Source organism: Mangrovivirga cuniculi, from assembly GCF_005166025.1.
Classification (GTDB): domain Bacteria; phylum Bacteroidota; class Bacteroidia; order Cytophagales; family Cyclobacteriaceae; genus Mangrovivirga; species Mangrovivirga cuniculi.
Genome location: NZ_CP028923.1, coordinates 1,514,525 through 1,535,940, shown reverse-complemented (window position 1 = coordinate 1,535,940; position 21,416 = coordinate 1,514,525). Strand labels below are relative to the sequence as shown.

Genomic DNA, 21,416 nt, shown 5'->3' with positions numbered 1-21,416 from the left:
TTTCATATTTAGTTTATTTAGAGGTTAAAAAAAATGGGATTGTAAAAGTGACAATACACCATTTCCGTATTTGGGTATTGCAAATTCTATAAATAATTAAGACTGACAGGTAGATAAATGACACAACAATACATGGTATTTGTATCAGAAGCGTTATATATTAAGGATGGGTAAATATTTTTTATTAAAATAGCTATATGAAAAACCTCCCCCTTTTAATAATTCTTTTAATACTAACCCAAGGTATTAAAAGCCAAGATCTTAACAATCTTTATTTCCATCATATAGATGTGGAATTGTCTCAAAACAGTGTTACAAGATTAGTGGAAGATAAAGATGGATTCTTGTGGATTGCTACACGATATGGTTTAAACAGATTCGATGGTGAAGAAATATTAACCTTTGTTAATGACTCCACTCAAAATGCTTTGGAAAATGGTTTTGTTAGTGGATTGAACGTGGATGAGAAAAATAATATCTGGATAAGTACATATGGTGGTGGGGCCTTTTCTCTAGATAATGAAACAGGAAGATTAAGCGAATTATCTTCTGAATTTGACAATAAACTAATTACAAACTCTCTAATTGATTCTAAGGGTGTAATCTGGTTTTCTACCGAAAAATCAGGTGTGATGTCTTATAACCCAAAAAATAAAGTAGTTGATAGTTATACAGGTTTCATCAATAATGGGAAAATTACTGAAACCAGTATTGTAGGTATTGCTGAAGACTCTCAAAACAATTACTTTATAGGAACCTGGGGGAAAGGGTTATACCTATTTAATAAGAAAGAAAAAAGATTTGTCAATTATGATACCGAGAGTCATTCTTCTATACCTCATGATGTTGTTCGAACAATGTTCACCACCAAAAATGGTGATATCTGGATTGGCTTTCAAAAAGGTTTAAGAAGACTTGTTTTTAAAGATGGGGTATACAAATTTGAATTACCCACCATTGAGAATGAAGAATTTAATAAACTAATAGGTGAGACAACTATACTTTGCCTTCTTGAAGATAAAGATCATAACTTATGGATCGGTACAGAAAATGAAGGATTGATAATTCTCGATCTTAAAACTGAAGAATTTTTCAGATATTTTCGTGATCCATATAATAACCACGCATTAAAAAGTAATTCAATCTGGAACATTGCCGAATCCAAAAACGGAATTATATGGATAGGAACTTTTGATCAGGGGCTTTTTAAAGTTGATCCATACGAAAAACGCTTCATACATTATCACCAAACCCAAAAGCCGGGTAAAGCACTGAGCTACAACCTAGTAAGTGCCTTTTCCGAGCAAGGCGAAGGATATTACGTGGGAACTGATGGAGGGGGATTAAATTATGTAGTTCCGGGAGAAGAAACCAGGTATTTCAATAAGTCAAATAGCAATTTGACTAGCAACAGTATTCTATGTCTCGAACAAGATCAGGATAGCACCTTGTGGATCGGAACATGGGAAGGAGGAGTCTTCACAAAAAAGAAAGGTCAAAAGAAGATCTCCTTTTTTGACCAACGAACCAGAAATGGGTCATTTGGAAAGTATATTTTTGACATCCATAAGGATAGTAAAAACCGTATTTGGATAGCCTCCTTCAGGCATTCACTTGAAGTATATAACCCTGAAACTAATGAGGTTCATTTTTTCAGTCCGAATATTGAAGATAGAAAAATCACCTCCACTACTATACACGCTGTTATTGAAGATCAATATGGTAATATCTGGACAGCAACTGAAGGATATGGGATTGATAAAATAACCCTGACTGATGATCTGAAAACTAAAACTCTGACAAATTATTCACCTGAACATCCAATTGATAGCAAACAATATCTGAATCATGGATTTGTTTCTTCTTTTCTTCTGGATTCTCAAAATAGATTATGGGCAGGAAGTCATGGTGGAGGATTAAATTACTTTGATGAAAAATCTGAAAAGTTTGTCGCAATTACTGTAGTTGACGGACTTCCCAGTAACATGATATTAAGCATTGAGCAAGACGATAGTGGATTAATTTGGGTAAGTACAAATAAAGGTCTTGCATCGGTATCTCCAGAAGACCTCGTAATTAAGACTTACGACAAAGCTGATGGACTTCAATCATCGGAATTTACCAAACGAGCCTCGTTAAAGCTTAAAAACGGAGATCTACTTTTTGGTGGTATCAATGGATTTAATAGATTCAACCCACTAAATATACCTGAAATCCCAACTGACGGAAAAGTACTGGTTACAGATATTAAGTTTAATTCTGAAAACGGCACTCAATATCTAGTAGAAAAGAATAAAAACATACTTCATAGCAGAAATCTGAATTTACCCTATTCTTTAAATGATTTTAATATTTCATTTACCTATTTAAACTATACTCAACCGAATAAAAACACCTATCAATATAAGCTGGAGGGATATGATGAGAATTGGCAGGAAGCCGAAACAAGAAATGTGGCATACTATACTAATGTACCTGCCGGGGATTATACTTTTAAGGTAAGGGCATTTAATGCAGACGGAAAGCCTGCGGAAAACACCGCTTCCTTAAAAATTCATATTGATGCGCCATGGTATGGCACCATATGGGCATACATAGCATATATAGCAATAATTGTAAGCCTTCTGGTATGGAGAAGAAATACGATTATCAGTAGAGAAAAGTTAAAAACAAATTTAAAAATAGAGCATCTTGAATTAGAAAAATTAAAAGAGCTGGATGAAATGAAATCCAGGTTTTTTGCTAATATTTCTCATGAATTCAGGACTCCATTAACCTTAATTCTTTCACCTCTAAAAACTATTTATTACGATGAACACTTTTCAAAACATCGAAAGAGAATTACTGATATCATCAGACAAGCGGATAAACTGTTAAACCTTATAAACCAAATTCTTGATCTGTCAAAATTAGAATCGGGCAGTATAAATCCAGAATTCACAGTAATAGACGTCTCCGCTTTTTTAAAACCCGTGGTTTATTCATTTTCAGGATTGGCTGAAAAGAAATATATACGCTTTTCGGTGCGTTTTCCGGAGGAAAAGATTATTGCTTCAGTAGATGTTGACAAACTTGAAAAGATTATCACCAATTTATTATCAAACGCAATCAAATACACTCCAGAGTTTGGTGAGGTTAGCTTTAATTTGAAAAGCTCAGAAAATAAATTTTCATTTTCAGTCTGTGATACCGGAGATGGAATTGCTGAGTCGGATAAAGAAGAAATTTTTAAGAGATACTACCAAAGTTCAAGTTCTAAAAGCAGAAATGACCTGGGAACAGGAATTGGATTAGCACTGACAAAAGAATTAGTTGAATTACATGACGGTAGGATTGAAGTCGGAAACAACAATAAATCTGGCGCTTGTTTTAATGTTAATATACCTATCAATCTTACTGATATCATTCCTGAAACTGTAATAGCTTTACCAGGAGTAAAACAAAGCCTGATTGATAATATATCAGAATTAGATGTTTTAGAACCTGACTCTGTTCAATCCCAAAATAAAGAAGTAGATGATGATAATTCACAGAAACAGACAATATTAATAGCAGAGGACAACGAAGAAATTCAAAAATTTATAGTTGAATATTTAAAAGATGAATTTGAAATATTAAGTGCAATTAATGGAGCCAGGGGATTAGAAATTGCCATTGATCAAAAACCTGATCTTATAATCAGTGATATAGTTATGCCTGAGATGAATGGCTATGAACTTTGTAATACTATTAAATCAAACCCGGAGTTAAATCATATTCCTATTATCCTTTTAACAGCAAAAGCTTCTGATGAGAGTTTTGAAAAAGGGTACTATAGTGGAGCCGATGCATACCTCACAAAACCATTTGACCCGAATAAATTAAAAATGCAGATCCACAATATGCTCCTTACCGGCAAAAACTTTAAAAAGAAAATCACACAAAAGAAACATCATAAACTCACCCCAAAATCTCCGGAAATAAAAAATACAGACGAGAAATTCGTTGAAGAAATTGTCGCTATAATTGAAAAAAATATTAGTGAACCAAATTTCACCATAAATGATATTTGTAAGGAGATTGGAATGAGCCGGATGCAATTATACAGAAGATTAAAAAATGCGATCTCAATGAGTGCTAACGAATTGATTCGCCATATCCGAATGCAACGGGCTGCCCAACTTTTAAAATTAAATAAACTTTCGATTGCTGAAATAACTTATCAGGTAGGATTTACAGATCTTCAATATTTCAGAACCACATTTAAAAAACAATTTGGTATGAATCCTTCGGAATTTATAACATTGAAACAGTGAAAAACCATTGAAACAAGCCCCTGAGAGCCATTTCAAACGGTTGTTACAAATACCACGCGCATTTGTTTTAAATGCCCTGCTTTTGTTGTCTGTAACAATTTAATATTGACACAAAACTCAGTGCATATGAAAAACATAAACAAACCGAAAAACCTAATCCTTTATCTTGCACTGATGCTTTGTCAGGTTGCAATCATTGCTCAGGACAGAGTGATCAGCGGTAAGGTAACAGACAGCATGAACGACTCTGGAATTCCCGGAGCAAACATTCTCATTAAAGGTACCGGAAATGGTACAGTAACAGATGTTAATGGTAATTATTCATTAACAGTACCAGAAAGTGCAGAAATTCTGGTGTTTTCTTTTGTTGGATACGAATCAATGGAAGTAGAGATCAATGGAAGATCCACAATCAGTGTTGCTTTAATGCCCGACATTACTTCGCTTGAAGAAATAGTGGTCATTGGGTATGGCGAGCAAAAGAAGAGTTTATTAACTGGAGCTATATCTAGTGTGGATGCCGATGAAATTCAATCCGTATCTAACACCCGAATTGATCAGACACTTCAGGGAAGAGTAGCAGGGGTAAATGTTTTACCAAATTCAGGATCTCCTGGTAGTGGTATTAACATTAACATTCGTGGTACTGGTTCTAATGGTAACTCACAGCCACTTTATGTTGTTGATGGAGTAATTACCGGAGGAATAGAATACCTGGATCCGAATGAAGTAGAATCAATAGAAGTACTAAAAGATGCTGCTTCAGCAGCTATTTATGGTGCACAAGGTGGTAATGGTGTAGTTTATATTACAACTAAAAAAGGTAAAGCTGGTGCTGCACAGATCAACTACGGGTTCCAATATGGTATTCAGAGTGCAAATCCAAACCTGGACTTAATGAACTCACAGCAATACGCTACTTATTTAGATGAAGCCGGAGTTGCTAACGGTCCTGATCCATCAAATGTTGGAAATGTAAATACAAACTGGCTGGACGAAGTATTTGAATCAGCGCCTATGATGAGACACAGTCTTAATATCAGTGGAGGAACTGAAAAATCAAAATACCTTATTGGAGGAAGTTTCTTTGATCAGGATGGTATTGTAGGCGGTGAAAAGTCAAATTTTGAACGTTATACATTCAGATTAAATACCGATCATGAAGTTAAAGACTGGTTAACAGTTGGTAACAACATGTCATTCTCTCACTTTGAGCGATCTACAATTGCTGAAGACAGTGAGTTTGGTGGAATAATGAATAACGCACTATTGCTTGACCCATTAACTCCAACAGTATACACTGGTACATTACCTGATTATGCTCAACAAGTATTAGATAATGGAAATACATTGGTAACAAATGATGCCGGCCAGTACTATGGAATTTCACAATATGTATTTGGTGAAATCTTTAACCCGCTAGCAGGTATTCAAACTGCCAGAGGTGGTACTGTTCAGGATAAAATAGTTGGAAATATCTACGCAAATATCCAACCGGTTGAATGGTTAAAATTCACTACTAGATTTGGTATAGACGCTGCATTCCAGCGATTTAGCACATGGACTCCAAGTTATTACTATTCTTCTGAAAGATTAAATAATACTGCTACAGTAAATGATTCTGACGATAAATGGTTCAACTGGCAGTGGGACAACTTTGTGAATATTGATAAGTCTTTTGATAATCATAATTTCAATGTCACATTAGGTACTACAGCTCAAAAAATGGAGCATAATTACCTCTTTATGTCTGGTGGCCCAATGTTTAAAGAAGCTGATAAATATGCTTACTACGATTTCCTTCCGGATGATAATGACAGAGTTGGAGGAAGAAGAAATGTTCAAACTATCATGTCATACTATTTCAGAGTATTGTATGATTATCAAGGTAAGTATCTATTAAATATCACAGGCCGTTATGATGGGTCTTCAAAATTACATCCTGACAACAGATGGGATTTCTTCCCAAGTTTCTCTGCAGGTTGGGTAATTTCAGAAGAAGGATTTTATTCTCGTACTTCTCCAATGAATTTCTTGAAATTGAGAGCAAGTTGGGGAGAAAATGGTAGTGTAAGGTCATTGAACATAGGTCAATATGCCGCTTTAATTACTACAGAAGGTATCAGATACCCAAATTCTCAAAGCAATTACCTGATCGGTGCAGAACCTGACTTCCAGTCAAACCCTGATTTAAGATGGGAGACAAGTCGACAGGTAGATATCGGATTAGAAGCCGGATTCTTCGAGGATAAATTAACTCTTGAGTTTGACTACTACAGAAAAGAAACTGTAGATCTTATCACACTGGGTACTCCACCACTATTCTCCGGTAACGATCCTTCTTTTATTAACGGTGGTACAATTCAAAACCAAGGTATAGAATTAGCTCTTAACTGGAGAGATCAGGTTGGAGATTTTAACTACTCTATTGGAGCAAACTTCACAACATTAGACAATGAAGTTACTGCTTTAAATGAGAATGTTGACCAAATTGGCGGTGTCGGAGTAGGAACAGGATGGACCGCAACATTCTTTGAGCAAGGTTACCCTATCTGGTATTTCAGTGGTTATAAAACAAATGGAATTTTCCAAAATCAGGCAGAAATAGATGCTTACGTTTCTGAAGGAGGCTTAACCGGATATAACCCGGTACCAGGTGATCCTATCGTTGTTGATGTAAACGAAGATGGATCAATCTCTCCAGATGATCAAACTTATATTGGAGATCCATTCCCTGATTTCATCTATGCAGTAAGAGCGACAGCATCTTACAAAGGATTTGATTTCCTTTTATTCTTACAAGGAAAACAAGGAAATGACATTTTAATGGGCTTTAACCGAACTGACCGTCCGACTGCTAACAAGCCTGCTTTCTACTACGAAGACAGATGGACAGGAGAAGGAAGCACAAACAGTTGGTTCAGAGCAAATACAGATAATCCATTCATTTACAACAGTGACCTAATGGTATTTGACGGTTCATATATGAGAATCCGGCAGTTACAAGTAGGTTATACTCTTCCGGAGGATATCTTCTCAAATGCTGGAATTTCGAAATTGAGATTCTACGTTTCACTGGATAACTTCTTTACTTTTACGGATTACCCGGGGCTTGATCCTGAGGCCGGTAGTGCAAATAGCACCAGTCTTGGAATTGACAGAGGGGTTTATCCAATACCAAGAGTATTCTTAACTGGATTAAATGTTACATTTTAATTGAACGAGAACATGAAAACTATAAATAAATTATCAACACTTATTATGGTTGCTCTCGTAGGATTTACCTTCCAGAGTTGCGAAGATTTTCTGGAACAAGAAATTCCTGGTAGAGCACCCGTAGAAGAATTTTATTCTACCGAAGAGGATGTTTTGCAAGCTACGACTGCTGCTTACGATCTTTTACAATACCATTTTAGTAATGGTTGGGCGAGCCCATACCTGGTAAAAACTCTTCCATCTGATGAATCAAATGCAGGCGGAAGTAGTTTAGGAGACCAGCCAGGTTATCAAACTCTTGACAATTATACTTTTGATTCAAATAATGGTGCTATTTTGGGTTACTGGAAAATGGCTTATTATGGTATTTATCGTGCAAACCTTGTAATAAATAACACCGAACCTGACACTGATTTAAAGGAAAGACTAATAGCCGAGGCTAAATGTTTACGAGCATATTATTACTTTGAATTAGTAACCATGTTCGGAGATGTACCTTTAGTATTAAATGAGGTGCCTCCGGCAGAATACTCTTCAACTCCAAGAGTTGCGGCTAGTGAAGTATACGCACAAATCGTTGACGATCTTCAAAGCGCAATACAGTCACTTCCTCCAAAAAGTGCTTACGGTGCTGGAGAAAAATTCAGATGGTCTTCAGGTGGAGCGAAAGCTTTACTGGGTAAAACCTATCTTTATCTTGAAGAGTGGACAAATGCTGCAAGTATACTTGATGAAGTAATAAATTCGGGAGAATATGCTCTTGAACCATATTATGGTCAAATATTCACAAAAGAACATGAATTCGGAATGGAATCTATATTCGAAGTCCAATTCATTTCAGAGGAAGCTTATAACTGGGGGAATTTCCCATGGGGTGAAGGACGTTTCCAGGAATCTAATATACACATTCAGCTAATGGGACCAAGAGGCGACTTCTATCAGGCAGCTCCTGGAGACTCATTAATGGGTGGATGGGGATTTAATGTACCTGAACCATCAATGTATCAAGCTTTTATGGATGCCGGTGATGTTGAAAGAAGAATCAACAACCTGATGTCTGAAGAAGAGCTACGTGCTATGGGTGGTGATTGGACCAATCCTGATGCATATGGATACGAAGGATATATTCGAAGAAAATACGGAACATACTCTGGTGAAACAAATTTAGAAGGCGGAGCAGTTGGTGAATTAAACTACGCTACAAACTTCAGAATCATCAGATATGCAGATGTATTGCTAATGGCAGCAGAGGCTCATATCAGAGATGGAAATGAAGGTACAGGAGTTGATTATATCAATGATGTAAGAGATCGTGCTGGTTTAGCACCAATAGACCTTTCTGGTCAGGCACTAGTTGATGCATTGATCCTAGAGCGTCAACTTGAGTTAGCTTTTGAAGGACACAGATTCAGAGATCTTGTTAGATGGGGAATTGCTGATGAAGTTTTAGCTTCAGAAGGATTCCAGGCTGGAAAACATGAATTACTTCCTATTCCAATTGCAGAAGTAAGAGTTGCCGGGTTAACACAAAATCCTGGTTATTAATAAAGAACCTACCGTTGCAATCGTTTAATTTGAGGCCGCATAACATTATGCGGCCTTTTTTATTTGTCTTTCATCTAATTTTTTTCGAAATTATACCATGGCTTTAATATTTGGAATTGCTTTCGTATGCATCGGTGTATATGGCCTGCTGGAAAGCTTTAAAAAGAAAAGTAAGACAGGTAAGTACATTTTAATAGGAGCTTCTGCTCTTATGATAATAATCCCTGTGCTTTACTGGTTAGATTTTCTGGAATCAAACGGTATGGAATTAGTCCTCACCTGTTTGATACTTGCTATAGTTGCATTTATCCAGATTTTCCAGAAACAAAAAACAGGTTCTAAAAGGTAAATCAATTTAAATCATGTTTAATAACATAGTTGTTGCAATCGATGATGTTGATTCCCCTGCTCTTATTGATTCGGCAATAAAACAGGCAAAGGCATTTGGATCTGAACTTTGGTTGATACACGTGACATTTCCGGATCCGGATTTTGTCGGATACGATCCAGGGCCTCAATTTATCCGTGATGACCGTGCAAAAACTATTAAACAGGAGCACCGCTACTTACAGGAGTTGGCCGAAAAAATAAAATCAGATGAAGGAATTACAACTCATGCGCTTTTAATCCAGGGACCTACAGTTGATACATTATTGAAAGAAGCCAGGGATTTAAAAGCTGACCTGATAATTATCGGAAATGAGGATCATTCATTCATGTATAAAGCTCTGATTGGAGAGACCACGTCAAAAGTAGTTAAAAGAGCTAAAATTCCTATACTCGTTATACCAATGGTTACCGGTGACTCAAAAGATTAAGAATTAATTCCAAAACCAATCTTAATATGAGGCGTTAATTGCCTATGACCAAAGAAAAAGCACTTACGCTTGCTGCTGTATTAACAGCCTTATTTTTAGGAGCGTTGGATCAGACTATTGTGGCAACAGCATTGCCTTCAATAGCCAGGGATCTTCAGGGGCTTAGTCGATATAGCCTGGTAGCTACTGCCTATTTAACTGCCAGTACAGTCTTCGTACCGATTTATGGTAAGCTGGCAGATATGCTTAGTAAAAAATCTATTGAGTTTGGTGCAATTACAATCTTTTTAACCGGTTCTGTGCTTTGCGGCTTAGCAGGTAGTTGGGGTGATCTACCTATTATCGGAGATGGTATGAATCAGTTAATCTTATTCAGGGCTATACAGGGCCTGGGAGGTGCCGGTTTATTTTCAATGGCATTCATTGTGATAGCAGATTTGTTCCCTCCAGCTGAAAGAGGGAAATACCAGGGATATATAGGCGCAGCCTTCGGAATAGCTAGCTTATTAGGGCCATTCTTTGGCGGTTTATTAACTGATTATGCCGGAGGAATTATTCCGGGAGTTGAAGGATGGCGTTGGGTGTTTTATGTAAATATTCCCTTTGGAGCAATAGCAGTCTATTTTATAGTCAGGTATATGCCAAAACTTTTCCCTGAAAAAGACAGTTCAAAATACTTTGATTTCAGAGGAGCTTTTTATTTAACAATCGGTACAGGTGGATTATTACTAGCCCTTGAAACGGATAAGCAAAAAAGTGGGCTTACCTCTCCTGAATTTCTGATTTTTGTGTCGCTGGCGATTGCAGGATCCCTCCTATTTTATTTTAGATCTAAAAAAAGTCCTAACCCAATTATAAATCTTCAATTATTTCAGAATAGTGTCTTTAAAGTATCGGTAATTGCGGTGATCTTTCTCGGAATGTCTTTTTTTAGTCTGACACTTTTTATTCCATTGTATTTAACCAATGTTCTTGGAGTTTCAGCCACAAAGGCAGGGATTAGTTTGATACCCTTATCTATGGGATTAGTTACCGGATCCACGCTGGCCGGCAGGTTATCAAATAAATTTCGAAGAGTAAAAATCATAATACTCTTTGGAATTGGTATTTTGATGCTCGCCTTTGGATTGCTCACCACTCTTAATACAGATACTGAATATTATAAAGTCGTAATCCTGATGGTTGTTGCTGGACTGGGTATGGGGCCTACCTTGCCTATGTTTCCACTGGCAGTTCAAAATAGTGTTAAAAGAAATGTTTTGGGACAGGCAACAGGTTCGACTCAATTTTTCAGGCAAATTGGTGGTGTCACCGGGGCTGCTATCATGGGAATGATCCTGGCATTAACAGTTAGCGGTATTATCCAAAAACCAGAGATTAAAAAACTTAAGGACTCACCGATAGAGATCAAAGTTGATAGCGAAACAAACATTCAGGAATTAAGAGAAAAATTAGACGAAGAGGTAGTTAATACAAGTAACAATTCAACTTATAAAAGTGCTTTGGATACAATTATAACTGCCTTTAGTGACGCAGTGTCCAGAATATTTCTTTTTGCTCTAATCGTATCTCTTTTAGCTGCTATTGCTACCTTTTTTCTTCCGGATCACGAGTTAAGGCAAACTAACGATCATTGACCTTGTTAAATGTTTTTTTATTTAGTCTTATAAGCTAAATTATAGTTGAAATGAAACACTAATGAGAACTATAATTCTACTTCTATTGACTTCAACGATACTTTCAGCTCAAAATGAGCATTATGACCTTTATGAGAAAAAAGTATTTGAAACAAAAAATGGTGACCTCCAATACCGAATCATGTATCCGGAGAATTTTTCAGAAGATAAAAAGTATCCTGTCGTTCTATTTTTACATGGTTCAGGAGAAAGAGGAAGTGATAATACGAAACAACTTATCCACGGAAGTTCTTTATTCGCCTCAGATGAAAATAGAAAAGAATTTCCTGCCATAGTGATTTTCCCTCAGTGCCCGAAGGATGCTTATTGGTCTAATATGACTACTGAAGTTACTGAAGGTATCCCTGAAAGAAAATATGAATATTCCGCTCCCCCCTCACCCCCGCTTGCAAAAGTAATTGCTTTAATGGAAGATATGCTCACCAAATCATATACAGACAATGACAGGTTTTATGTAGCAGGTCTTTCTATGGGTGGAATGGGTACTTTTGAAATACTATACAGAGAGCCTGATTTATTTGTTGCAGCTGTCCCTATTTGCGGTGGTGGAAATTCAGATATGGTCAAGGGATATGCCAGTAAGATTTCACTCTGGATCTTTCATGGAGCAAAGGACAATATCGTTGACCCAATTGGCAGCTTAAATATGGCTAAAGGAATTCTGGAAGCAGGTGGATACCCCATGCTAACTTTGTTTGAAGATGCAAATCACAACAGTTGGGATCCGGCATTTGCACACCCGGGATTATTGGAATGGATGTTTTCCAAAACTAAATAAATCAAAACTGAGCGAATGCCCTAACCGGAAAAGTTCCCATTCCCTTTATTTTAGGTGGAACTGCATAAAACCTGAATTTATTATCCGGTAGAAGATGAAGATTTGTCAGATGTTCTGCAATTAAGATATCATTTCCCAATAAAACTGTATGAACAGGCCTTTTCTTTGTGCGGGTATCATCGATGTTATAGGAATCTATACCAACTAAAAGAACACCTGAATCTTTAAGGTAAATAGCAGCCTCCTCTGAAAGAAACGGATGGTCAGAATAATATTCCTCAGTCATCCATTTTTCACTCCAGTCAGTGTTAATAAGAACAGCTTTATTTTTTAAATTAAGCCCTTCAAAAGCTTCCTTACCGACTGCTAATCCTCTATTCTGATAATCCCACTTCACTTTATGGGAATCCAGGCTGGCAAGTACCTCAAGAGATATTTTGCTTATATCTTTTCCTTTTTTAAATCTATGAAAAGGGCTATCAATATAAGTCCCGGTATTTGCTACCAGATCGACTTTACCGATTTGAAAAGAAGAGCCGTCATCATAATTATCTATTGATGATTCCCTGCTCCAGTAATCACATATCACCGGTGCAGGCAATCCTTTGTAAGTAATCGTATTTTCGTCTATTAAATGGCTAAGATCAATTAAAGGCATTTTTTTAGTTTATAATCACTTTAAAAAATGATTTCCCTCCTATAATATTTATAAATATATAAAATCAGCAAAAACCTGACATGATCAATACAGTTTAAAAATATATAATTAAATTAAAAGTCGGAAAAGATCGTTTATTTGATCAAATGCGATTAAAGGTCCTTTCTAACCCAAATATGAAAAACTAAGTGTATGGAGTCCTTTTTACTATTCTTTGAAACAATGCCGGCTTGGCAAAAATTAGTTTGGGTCGTAAGCGTCCTGATAGCTTGCTGGCTCTTTGAAGGGTATTACCCATTATTCAAACATGCTTATAAAAAATGGAGTCATGCTAAGGTGAATTTTATATTCCTCAGTATTACTCTTGTGATTAATATCGTTTTTGGAATAGCCACTCTTGGTATTTTCCAATGGATAGGTGAAAACCATATTGGATTGCTAAATATGGTTGATCTTCCTGTATGGGTTGAATTGATCATTGCAATAATGGTGTTGGATCTTGTAGCGCAATACTTTATCCACTTTCTTTTACACCGAATAAAATGGATGTGGAAATTCCATATGATCCATCACAGTGATACTAAAGTAGATGTAACCAGTGGCACAAGGCACCATCCGGGGATTATTTTTTAAGAGAGACATTTGCTCTCGGGGCGATTGTTGTAATTGGAGCACCTATCTCCTACTATTTAATCTATCGTTTTCTTACAGTCTTTTTTACGTATGTTTCTCACGCCAATGTAACCACTCCGAAATGGATAGATAATACCCTTGGGTTAATATTTGTAACCCCAAATATGCACAAATTTCACCACCATTTTGAGCGACCATGGACTGACACTAATTTTGGAAATATATTTTCACTTTGGGATAGAATATTTGGAACCTATGTTATGGATGATCCGAAGAAAATAAAATATGGTTTAGATGTGCTGGATGATTCAACGGATACAAATGTAATGTATCAGTTTAAAATACCATTTGATAAAAATATTAAGACCGATTATTAAGTCTGTAATTATTATACTAAAAAGCCCGGTTGAAAAAGTTCAACCGGGCTTTATTTTTATTTGAAAAGTTTTACATTTCTGTTTCACTTCCCTGACCGGGTAAAGGTAAAGAACTTACCGGTGCATCCCAGACGATCTTCCAGTCCCCGTCAATTTTTTCCCATAATACAACATAATATCCTTCATCTTTAAAAGGTGGCATTTCAGAACCTCCTGCAGGTAATATTTCAAGATCATAACTACCCAGCTCAACCACAGCATTTCCATAATATTTTACTTCTTCAACTCTGAAATCAAAATTCCACTCCCCTTGACTAATGGCTTTATTCCATTCATCAATAAACATCTGAGTTCCCTTGATAGGCTTAGTATTCGGTGCCAATTGAATTACATCTTCAGAAAAGTACGTTGCAGCCTCTTCCATCTTCCCTTCTTTATAAAGCTTTTCTAATTCGGTGTTCTTTTGATCAATAATGTTTTTTATTTCCTCTTTATCTTCATCAGTAATTATTTCTTCAGTAACGTTAGAATAGGACAATTCATCAGTGTCCTGGTCTGTCTTAGACTCACAGGAAGTAATAATTAGAAATATAAATAAAGCAGGTATGATAAAAATGTTAGTTTTCATAGTGGTATATTTTTTTATATAAGTTACCACTATTTAATTTTTTAATAAAATTATTATATGTCTAACTTTTTATTTTAGGTAATTTCCCAGGTTTGATGATTAAGTTAATTAAACCGAGACCGGGTCCGATTGCGAGAAAAACAAAGACCCATTCTACCGGAATTACAAATCTTAAATATTCAATCAGTAATATGCTGATAATGGTAATGGCAAATCCGATACAATTAACAATTGTAAGAGCTGTACCTCTGGATTCTTCAGGTGCATATTGTGCTACTAAAGTGGAAAATAACGGGGAATCAGGAATAACAACTAATCCCCAGAAAATTAAAAATATGATCAATATTACTTCAGAACCTGATAAAATCACAAAGGGAGAGATCATGCAACATATAAATGATAAAAACAATGCAGTTGTAGCTGTTCGTTTAACACCAAAATCTTTGGATATATAACCTCCAAATACACATGCTAATCCCCGAGCCCAATAATGATAAATGATAATACCGGTACATTAAAAGATGTGTCGGGATGAATCCCCTGAAATGAAACTAATATTACAGGAACAAAAGCCCAGAAAGTATATAATTCCCACATATGACCAAAATAACCAAACGCCGCCTGACGAAATCGGGGATGTTTAAAGACATTAAATAAGGCTGTAAAATTAAATTTTGATGCAGGCTTCCTATAGGGTCCGTCTGGTACTGTAAGAAATAGTAATATTCCCCGATAACAGCTATTGCCGAAGTTAGTATAATCACTGTTTCCCAGGGCAAGTCTGCTGTTAATGCTTTGACAAGATGAGGAAATCCCTTACCAAGGACTAAAGCCCCAACAAGAAATCCTAAAGATTTCCCGAGACCTTCTTTGTAATAATCTGAGGCTATTTTCATTCCAACAGGATAAATACCTGCCAGGGTAAAGCCTGTTAAAAACCTAAAAATAACCAGCGATGGAAAAGAGCTTCCAGGATATATCGTTCCAAGATTAAACAAGGCACCAAAGACAGCACAGGCCACAAATACTTTTGAAGGTGAAAACCGATCTGCTATAGTAAGTATTGCAAACAGTAATGTACCTGATATAAAGCCGAATTGAACAGCAGAGGTAAGAATTCCAAGGGCTCCCGCTTCAAGGCCAAAATCAGAAACCAGGTTATTCATTACTGCATTTCCGGCAAACCATAAAGAAGTACAAAAAATTGAGCAATTACTATTACAGGTAATACTAATGATCTACTGGTCATACAGGTGTTTTTAATTTGCCCTAAAATAAGAACACTATCCTTAATGGCAAAATAAAAAAAGGCCGGTCAAATTACCGGCCAAATTCAAACAAGTACGCAAATCATTTATAATTTTCAATCAACAACTTCAAAGTCTTAAATATAATGCTAATCCTATTGAGCTTATGTCACCATCCCCGGGGTATATGCTATGATAAAATAAATCAAGCTCAAGGATTTTAAACAGTCCTATTCCAATTAAGGGTTTCCAGTAAAAGCCTCCATCTACATCAGTAAGCCCAATGGCATAACCAGCATCTAGCCCAGCATATAATCCGAGAAAGTGAATTCTACCTGCAGCATAAATAGGCAGGAAAGAAGCGTCATCAAACTCGACCTCGATACCACCAATGTTAACATCATCTCCAATGTAATGTATCCATCCGGCACCAGCACCAAACTTAAGGAGCGCATCCTTTTCATCGCCAAACATGTAATACCCATTTATCCCCCAACTCGAATGGTAGAAATCAGCTGCATCACCTACAGGGTTACCCCCATGGACACCAATTTTAATTTGCGCCTGTATAGATGATACAATGAATACAGACAGAATTAGTACAAATAATTTTTCATAAGTGTAATGGTTAAATGAAAAATAGCATCTTCACTTATAATATAGCATTTTTTAATGATAAAATAGTGTTTTTAGGGTAAATAATCTAAATATTACCATTCAAAAACATATAACGGTTACCCATATGTGGTTTTGAAACAATAAAATAGATTTGTTAAAAGACTAAAGCTTAATATGTAAACCTAGCCCTAGTGAACTCACATCTCCATCTCCAGGGTTAATGCTATGGTAAAATAAATTAGCTTCCAGAATCTTGAGAAATACGACACCCAAAACTGGTCTCCAATGAAAACCACCATCTCTTTCTGATAATCCAAAAGCATAACCTATATCAACGCCAGTAAAGAAAATTTTATAATAAACCCTGGCGGCAGAACATATTGTTAAAAATGAGGCATTCTCTACATCTATTGTACTACCTGGTAAAACTATCTCCTCACCAGAATATTTTATCCATCCGGCGCCCGCACCAAATTTGAGTAAAGATTCCCGTTCTGAACCAAACATATAGTACCCGTTTATTCCCCAGCTTGAATTGTATAATGCTTCAGCATCTCCTACTGGTGAACCACCATGTATACCGACTTTTATTTGGGCATCAATTTCAGACAGGCATAAAATCAACGAAATAATAAGTATATGTTTCTTCATAAATCTTATGTTTTGATGATTCTTAATATGAATATTCTTAATTAATATAGTGATTTATCTTTGAATATTTATACACATTATAAGATTTATTAATAAAGGAATCATTATTAATAAGTTAAATAACTTATTAAAATCTATAAAAATTACTCAGAGGTTAATTCAATAAATATACTTTCAATGCTCCTGATTCTCCTCTTCCAGATCCTCCATCCAATGAATGTCATCACAACAAGAAATATAAAAAAGCCCGTTATAAGCAATGTCTTTGTTCCGGTAATTTCTATTCCATAAACAAAAAATCCTATCACTGCCAATCCAAAAAGGAATGCGCTAATTGTGTTCAATAATCCAAAAAACCTGATCTTATTCGAAAAAGTTAAAAGCGATTGAACCAAACTACCCTTTTGTACAGGATTATACAGATTATACATTCCTGCCAGATCGCTAATTATATAGGCAAGAGCGAAAAAAATTAATATCGCATTTAGTAACAATGGTTTTTGATGACCATCGAAGGCATCATAATAAAGAACCACAAATAAGGAAATGGCTACTATCTCGATAATGAATTTAATTTTTAACCGGTTGAGTTGAGGATGTGATTTCAACTTTATCATTGCCTCAATTGTCTTTTTTCAAAAGGAGATCTTCCGGCGTTCTCCCATAAATTCTTTAGATCTTCCATTATACTTTAATTAATAATATCTCTTTTAACCTTGTTTTAATTCGATTTAATCTTACCCCGACGTAGGTAACACTGATTCCTGTAATATCCCCTATTTCTTTATAAGAATATCCTTCAAGAAATAATGAGATCAGTGCTCTGTCACTCTTTTCTAACTTTCTCAATGCATCGAAAAGCTTTTCCTCATTTTCTGACTTATTTTCTTCATCAATGTATTCTGGAGAAAACTTATTAGCAGAGTAATCAATTTCGACTTTTCTCTTTCTGAATGATGCCAGGGCTGTATTTAATGCCACTTTATATATCCAGGTACTCTCTTTGGAATCCTCTCTAAACGTCGATATTGATTTCCACAATTGGTAAACTATATCCTGAAACAGATCTTCCTGATCCAATGGATCATCCCTGTACATTTTGGCTACTTTGTAAATAATACCCTGATGAGTATCAATCATCGATAAAAAGCGATTTTTATTCATCAGAAATTTCAATTAGATCAAACATCATCATTTTTTTTATTTCATATAATTAGTTGATGAATCAGGAAGTTTTATTACAGAAAGTATGATTTTTTTGAAAATATTTTCACAACTAATAAAAAAAGCAGGCCTGCACAGGCCTGCTTTATTATTTAATATATTTTTATCAGGTTATTGTTTCACAGGAAGCCTGTAAGACTCGCGCTGTTTGTCAAATTCTTCAACCTGATTTTTTATTTCTGATTCATCACCAACTACTACCAAAGTCATATCCTCAGGTTTAATATATTTCTGAGTCATCTCTTTTACCTTTTCAGGAGTGACCGCATAAATATTCTGAACGTAATTAGTCAAATAAGATTCATCCAAATTGTGAACATCCATATTAACCAACTGACCAATTATTCCTCCAGGAGTTGAGTTTTGCAATACAAAAATTCCCGCACTATAATTTTTAATACCTTCCAGCTCATCATCCGAAGGAGCTTCCTCCTGAAGTTTATATATTTCTTTTGTTATTTCTTCAAGAGAAGGTTTAGTTACATCAGTTGTAACATCAGCAACTTCATACCATACAGCTGACTTAAAATTGTCATTCACTGCACTTCTTGGAGAATAGGTATACCCTTTATCCTCTCTGATATTTCGTGTGATTCTCGAACCAAAAGAACCTCCCAATAAAGTATTAGTTACATTTAATGCAATCCAATCTTCACTTGATGGACCTGCTACGGGCATACCAAACATAATTGTCGACTGAGGAGCACCATCCCTGTTTAGAATCTTCACGACATCGGTTACCTGTGGCTCTGCTATCGGATAGTTAGTTTCCGAACCTGACTTCCATGAAGACATTGATTCTTCCACAGCATTTTTAACTGCACTTTCATCAAATTTACCTACAACATAAACTGTGGTCCTTTTCGCTCCAAAATTAGCATTATAAAACGATTTAGCATCCTCAAGTGTGTAATTTGAAAGCATTTCTTCAGTTGGGTAAATCCTTCCATATGGGTGGTCGGGATAAACTGCTGAATAAAAAGCTGCTCTTGCTTTAGGTTGAGCCCTTGACATTGAAACAGCAAGACTTCTTTTTCTGTCATTAATGATCCGTGAAAATTCACTTTCCGGGAATGCAGGGTTCATAAGAACATCTGCCATCACCTTTACTGCTTCAGGAGCAAATTCATATAGCACTGAAGAAGAAGTATTGGTCGTATGCATAGATACGCTTAAATTAAGCTCTCCACCCATACCGGCCATTTTATCAGCAATCTCGTTACCTTTCATACTGGTGCTGCCCTCTTTCATCATATCTGCAGTAATATCACTCAGCCAAACCTGATTTTCTGACTCATTGATGTTACCCGTCTTTGTTACGATTCGGATTGTGGCTTTTGGAATTTGTCCGTATTGAACCATTACCAACTGTAATCCATTGTCGTAATTCACAACTGATTTTTCGGGTAACGTGAAGTCTTTTGGCTCTCCACCTTCGGGAGGAGTTTCTTTCTGCTCTGAAGCATCATTTTGCGCTATAGCAGTAATTGAGATAGTTAGCAATACAAAAAATACTGCTAAAAAACTTTTTATATCTATTCTATTCATGGTCATTATCGAATTTGATTATAGATTTTGCTGTTCACCGCCTAAAGGCTTAACAGTTAAAATTGTTCGGTTAGTTTTTCGCAAGTATTGTTCGATCGTCCTGTTTATTATTTCAGGAGTTACTTTTTTAAACTCTTCTTCGATCGAATTTATCTTTGAAGGATTGTCTTCAAATAAAGCGAAAGAACAAAGCAGGTCAGCGCGTCCAACACCGAAAAATGAACCCAGATCATCATACAGGTCACTTCTGATTTTAATGATCGCCTGATCGAGCATTTCCTGTGATACACCGTCTTCCTGCAACCCGGCAATTACCTGATCTACGGAAGTAATTACCGAATCCGCAGGTGTTGAATTATCATAGGTGAGGTTGAACATCCATTGCATCGGACCATTGTAATTAAACATGTTACCCAGGTAATTGATGCCTCCGCTAACATTTCCAGTGTAACCTTCATCCTTCACAAGTTTTTTATGCAAAAGGCTATTATCTCCCTGAACCAGTATTTGATCTAACAGTCCCATTGCATAATATTCAGGAGAGTTTTTCTCGGGCATATCATAAGCAATAGCGATTGCCGGCTTAGTTGCAAGCTTATCTTCTTTCTCAAATCTTAATTCTTCTTGCTGAACTGGTTCTGAAATATCCGGCAATGGAGGGATTTCAGAGGAAGCAATACCACCAAAATATTGTTCAATCCATTTTTTAGTCTCTTCCATGTCAAAATCACCAACTACTGATAAAGCAGCATTATTAGGTGAATAATAAGTATTAAAGAAACTTTCTACATCTTCCAGGGTAGCTGCATCCAGATCTTCCAGATCACCATAGAAATTGTGGGCGTTATACCAGTTTTCATTAGCATACTGTGGCATATCCAACCAGGGGAAACCACCATAAGGCTGGTTAAGCACATTTACTTTTACTTCGTTCTTTACTACACCTTGCTGATTTGTTAGATTTTCCTGGGTAATATCCAACCCTTTCATTCTGTCAGCTTCTGCCCATAGCATAGTTTCCAATTTATGAGCAGGCATTATCTCAAAGTAATTAGTAAAGTCAAATCTGGTAGAACCATTTAAAACCCCGCCATTTTTTTGTACCAAATTAATAAATTCAGCTTTGCCAAGATTTTTAGATCCCTGGAACATCATATGCTCGAAAAGGTGAGCAAAACCCGTACGATCTTTTGGTTCTATTCGAAAACCAATATTATAATAAACGGCTACAGCTACTGTCGGAGAAGTTTTATCCTGAGATAAGATTACCTTCAATCCGTTATCTAATTTGTAATATTCCACCGGCACCTTAAATTCAGATGCAGTTTCATTATCTGACCCTTCACCAGCTTCTTCTGAAGAAGAACAAGAAGCCACTATCAAAGCCAGAAAAAGTAATAATAGATTTTTCTTAAGCATAAAAGTATTATTTATTAATTGTCATGTTTGAATGATCTCTTAATATAAACTCATGTCTGGTATA

19 protein-coding genes are annotated in these 21,416 nt (G+C 36.0%); 9 read left to right on the top strand and 10 right to left on the bottom strand.

What is annotated here, in order from left to right:
* Window positions 1–197 precede the first annotated feature (197 nt).
* From DCC35_RS06965 to DCC35_RS06935, 7 genes are all read left to right on the top strand, one after another.
* Window positions 198–4,295: a hybrid sensor histidine kinase/response regulator transcription factor gene (locus tag DCC35_RS06965; protein ID WP_137090100.1), complete on the top strand. Its 4,098-nt coding sequence runs from the start codon at window positions 198–200 to the stop codon at window positions 4,293–4,295.
* 126 nt (window positions 4,296–4,421) lie between these two features.
* Complete coding sequence (locus DCC35_RS06960) at window positions 4,422–7,511, top strand: SusC/RagA family TonB-linked outer membrane protein (RefSeq protein WP_137090099.1); 3,090 nt, start codon at window positions 4,422–4,424, stop codon at window positions 7,509–7,511.
* Between the two features lie 12 nt (window positions 7,512–7,523).
* Window positions 7,524–9,056, top strand: a complete 1,533-nt coding sequence (locus DCC35_RS06955) for a RagB/SusD family nutrient uptake outer membrane protein (protein WP_137090098.1) — start codon at window positions 7,524–7,526, stop codon at window positions 9,054–9,056.
* 97 nt (window positions 9,057–9,153) lie between these two features.
* Window positions 9,154–9,405 (top strand): hypothetical protein, encoded by a 252-nt coding sequence (locus DCC35_RS06950; RefSeq protein WP_137090097.1) that lies wholly within the window; start codon window positions 9,154–9,156, stop codon window positions 9,403–9,405.
* Window positions 9,406–9,418: 13 nt separating this feature from the next.
* Window positions 9,419–9,874, top strand: coding sequence for a universal stress protein (locus DCC35_RS06945; RefSeq protein ID WP_137090096.1), 456 nt, complete (start codon window positions 9,419–9,421; stop codon window positions 9,872–9,874).
* A 44-nt stretch (window positions 9,875–9,918) separates the two neighbouring features.
* Window positions 9,919–11,511 (top strand): MDR family MFS transporter, encoded by a 1,593-nt coding sequence (locus DCC35_RS06940; protein WP_137090095.1) that lies wholly within the window; start codon window positions 9,919–9,921, stop codon window positions 11,509–11,511.
* A gap of 61 nt (window positions 11,512–11,572) precedes the next feature.
* The gene (locus tag DCC35_RS06935) at window positions 11,573–12,349 is read left to right on the top strand and encodes a carboxylesterase family protein (RefSeq protein ID WP_137090094.1); all 777 of its coding nucleotides are present in this window, start codon (window positions 11,573–11,575) and stop codon (window positions 12,347–12,349) included.
* 1 nt (window position 12,350) lies between these two features.
* On the opposite strand, the gene DCC35_RS06930 is transcribed toward DCC35_RS06935, so the two are convergent.
* The gene (locus DCC35_RS06930) at window positions 12,351–13,007 is read right to left on the bottom strand and encodes a cyclase family protein (RefSeq protein WP_137090093.1); all 657 of its coding nucleotides are present in this window, start codon (window positions 13,005–13,007) and stop codon (window positions 12,351–12,353) included.
* Window positions 13,008–13,199: 192 nt separating this feature from the next.
* On the opposite strand from DCC35_RS06930, the gene DCC35_RS21485 reads away from it, so the two are divergent.
* Both DCC35_RS21485 and DCC35_RS21480 read left to right on the top strand, forming a co-directional pair.
* Window positions 13,200–13,640 carry a sterol desaturase family protein gene (locus DCC35_RS21485; protein ID WP_217495932.1) on the top strand — a complete coding sequence of 147 codons (441 nt, stop codon included), beginning with the start codon at window positions 13,200–13,202 and terminating at the stop codon, window positions 13,638–13,640.
* Window positions 13,641–13,663: 23 nt separating this feature from the next.
* The gene (locus tag DCC35_RS21480) at window positions 13,664–14,017 is read left to right on the top strand and encodes a sterol desaturase family protein (RefSeq protein ID WP_217495951.1); all 354 of its coding nucleotides are present in this window, start codon (window positions 13,664–13,666) and stop codon (window positions 14,015–14,017) included.
* Window positions 14,018–14,087: 70 nt separating this feature from the next.
* On the opposite strand, the gene DCC35_RS06920 is transcribed toward DCC35_RS21480, so the two are convergent.
* From DCC35_RS06920 to DCC35_RS06885, 9 genes are all read right to left on the bottom strand, one after another.
* Window positions 14,088–14,645 (bottom strand): YybH family protein, encoded by a 558-nt coding sequence (locus DCC35_RS06920; protein WP_137090092.1) that lies wholly within the window; start codon window positions 14,643–14,645, stop codon window positions 14,088–14,090.
* Window positions 14,646–14,706: 61 nt separating this feature from the next.
* Window positions 14,707–15,096, bottom strand: a complete 390-nt coding sequence (locus tag DCC35_RS21185; RefSeq protein WP_246070225.1) for an MFS transporter — start codon at window positions 15,094–15,096, stop codon at window positions 14,707–14,709.
* 106 nt (window positions 15,097–15,202) lie between these two features.
* Complete coding sequence (locus DCC35_RS21180; protein WP_246070169.1) at window positions 15,203–15,811, bottom strand: MFS transporter; 609 nt, start codon at window positions 15,809–15,811, stop codon at window positions 15,203–15,205.
* Between the two features lie 210 nt (window positions 15,812–16,021).
* Window positions 16,022–16,366 (bottom strand): hypothetical protein, encoded by a 345-nt coding sequence (locus DCC35_RS06910; protein ID WP_137090091.1) that lies wholly within the window; start codon window positions 16,364–16,366, stop codon window positions 16,022–16,024.
* 306 nt (window positions 16,367–16,672) lie between these two features.
* Entirely contained in the window at window positions 16,673–17,161 is a 489-nt protein-coding gene (locus DCC35_RS06905; RefSeq protein ID WP_137090090.1) for a hypothetical protein, read from the bottom strand.
* 143 nt (window positions 17,162–17,304) lie between these two features.
* A complete protein-coding gene (locus DCC35_RS06900; protein ID WP_137090089.1) occupies window positions 17,305–17,778 on the bottom strand; it encodes a hypothetical protein in 474 nt (157 codons plus the stop codon).
* 67 nt (window positions 17,779–17,845) lie between these two features.
* A complete protein-coding gene (locus DCC35_RS06895) occupies window positions 17,846–18,325 on the bottom strand; it encodes an RNA polymerase sigma factor (RefSeq protein WP_137090088.1) in 480 nt (159 codons plus the stop codon).
* A 171-nt stretch (window positions 18,326–18,496) separates the two neighbouring features.
* Entirely contained in the window at window positions 18,497–19,933 is a 1,437-nt protein-coding gene (locus tag DCC35_RS06890) for a M16 family metallopeptidase (protein ID WP_137090087.1), read from the bottom strand.
* A gap of 18 nt (window positions 19,934–19,951) precedes the next feature.
* The gene (locus tag DCC35_RS06885) at window positions 19,952–21,352 is read right to left on the bottom strand and encodes a M16 family metallopeptidase (RefSeq protein WP_137090086.1); all 1,401 of its coding nucleotides are present in this window, start codon (window positions 21,350–21,352) and stop codon (window positions 19,952–19,954) included.
* Window positions 21,353–21,416 lie beyond the last annotated feature (64 nt).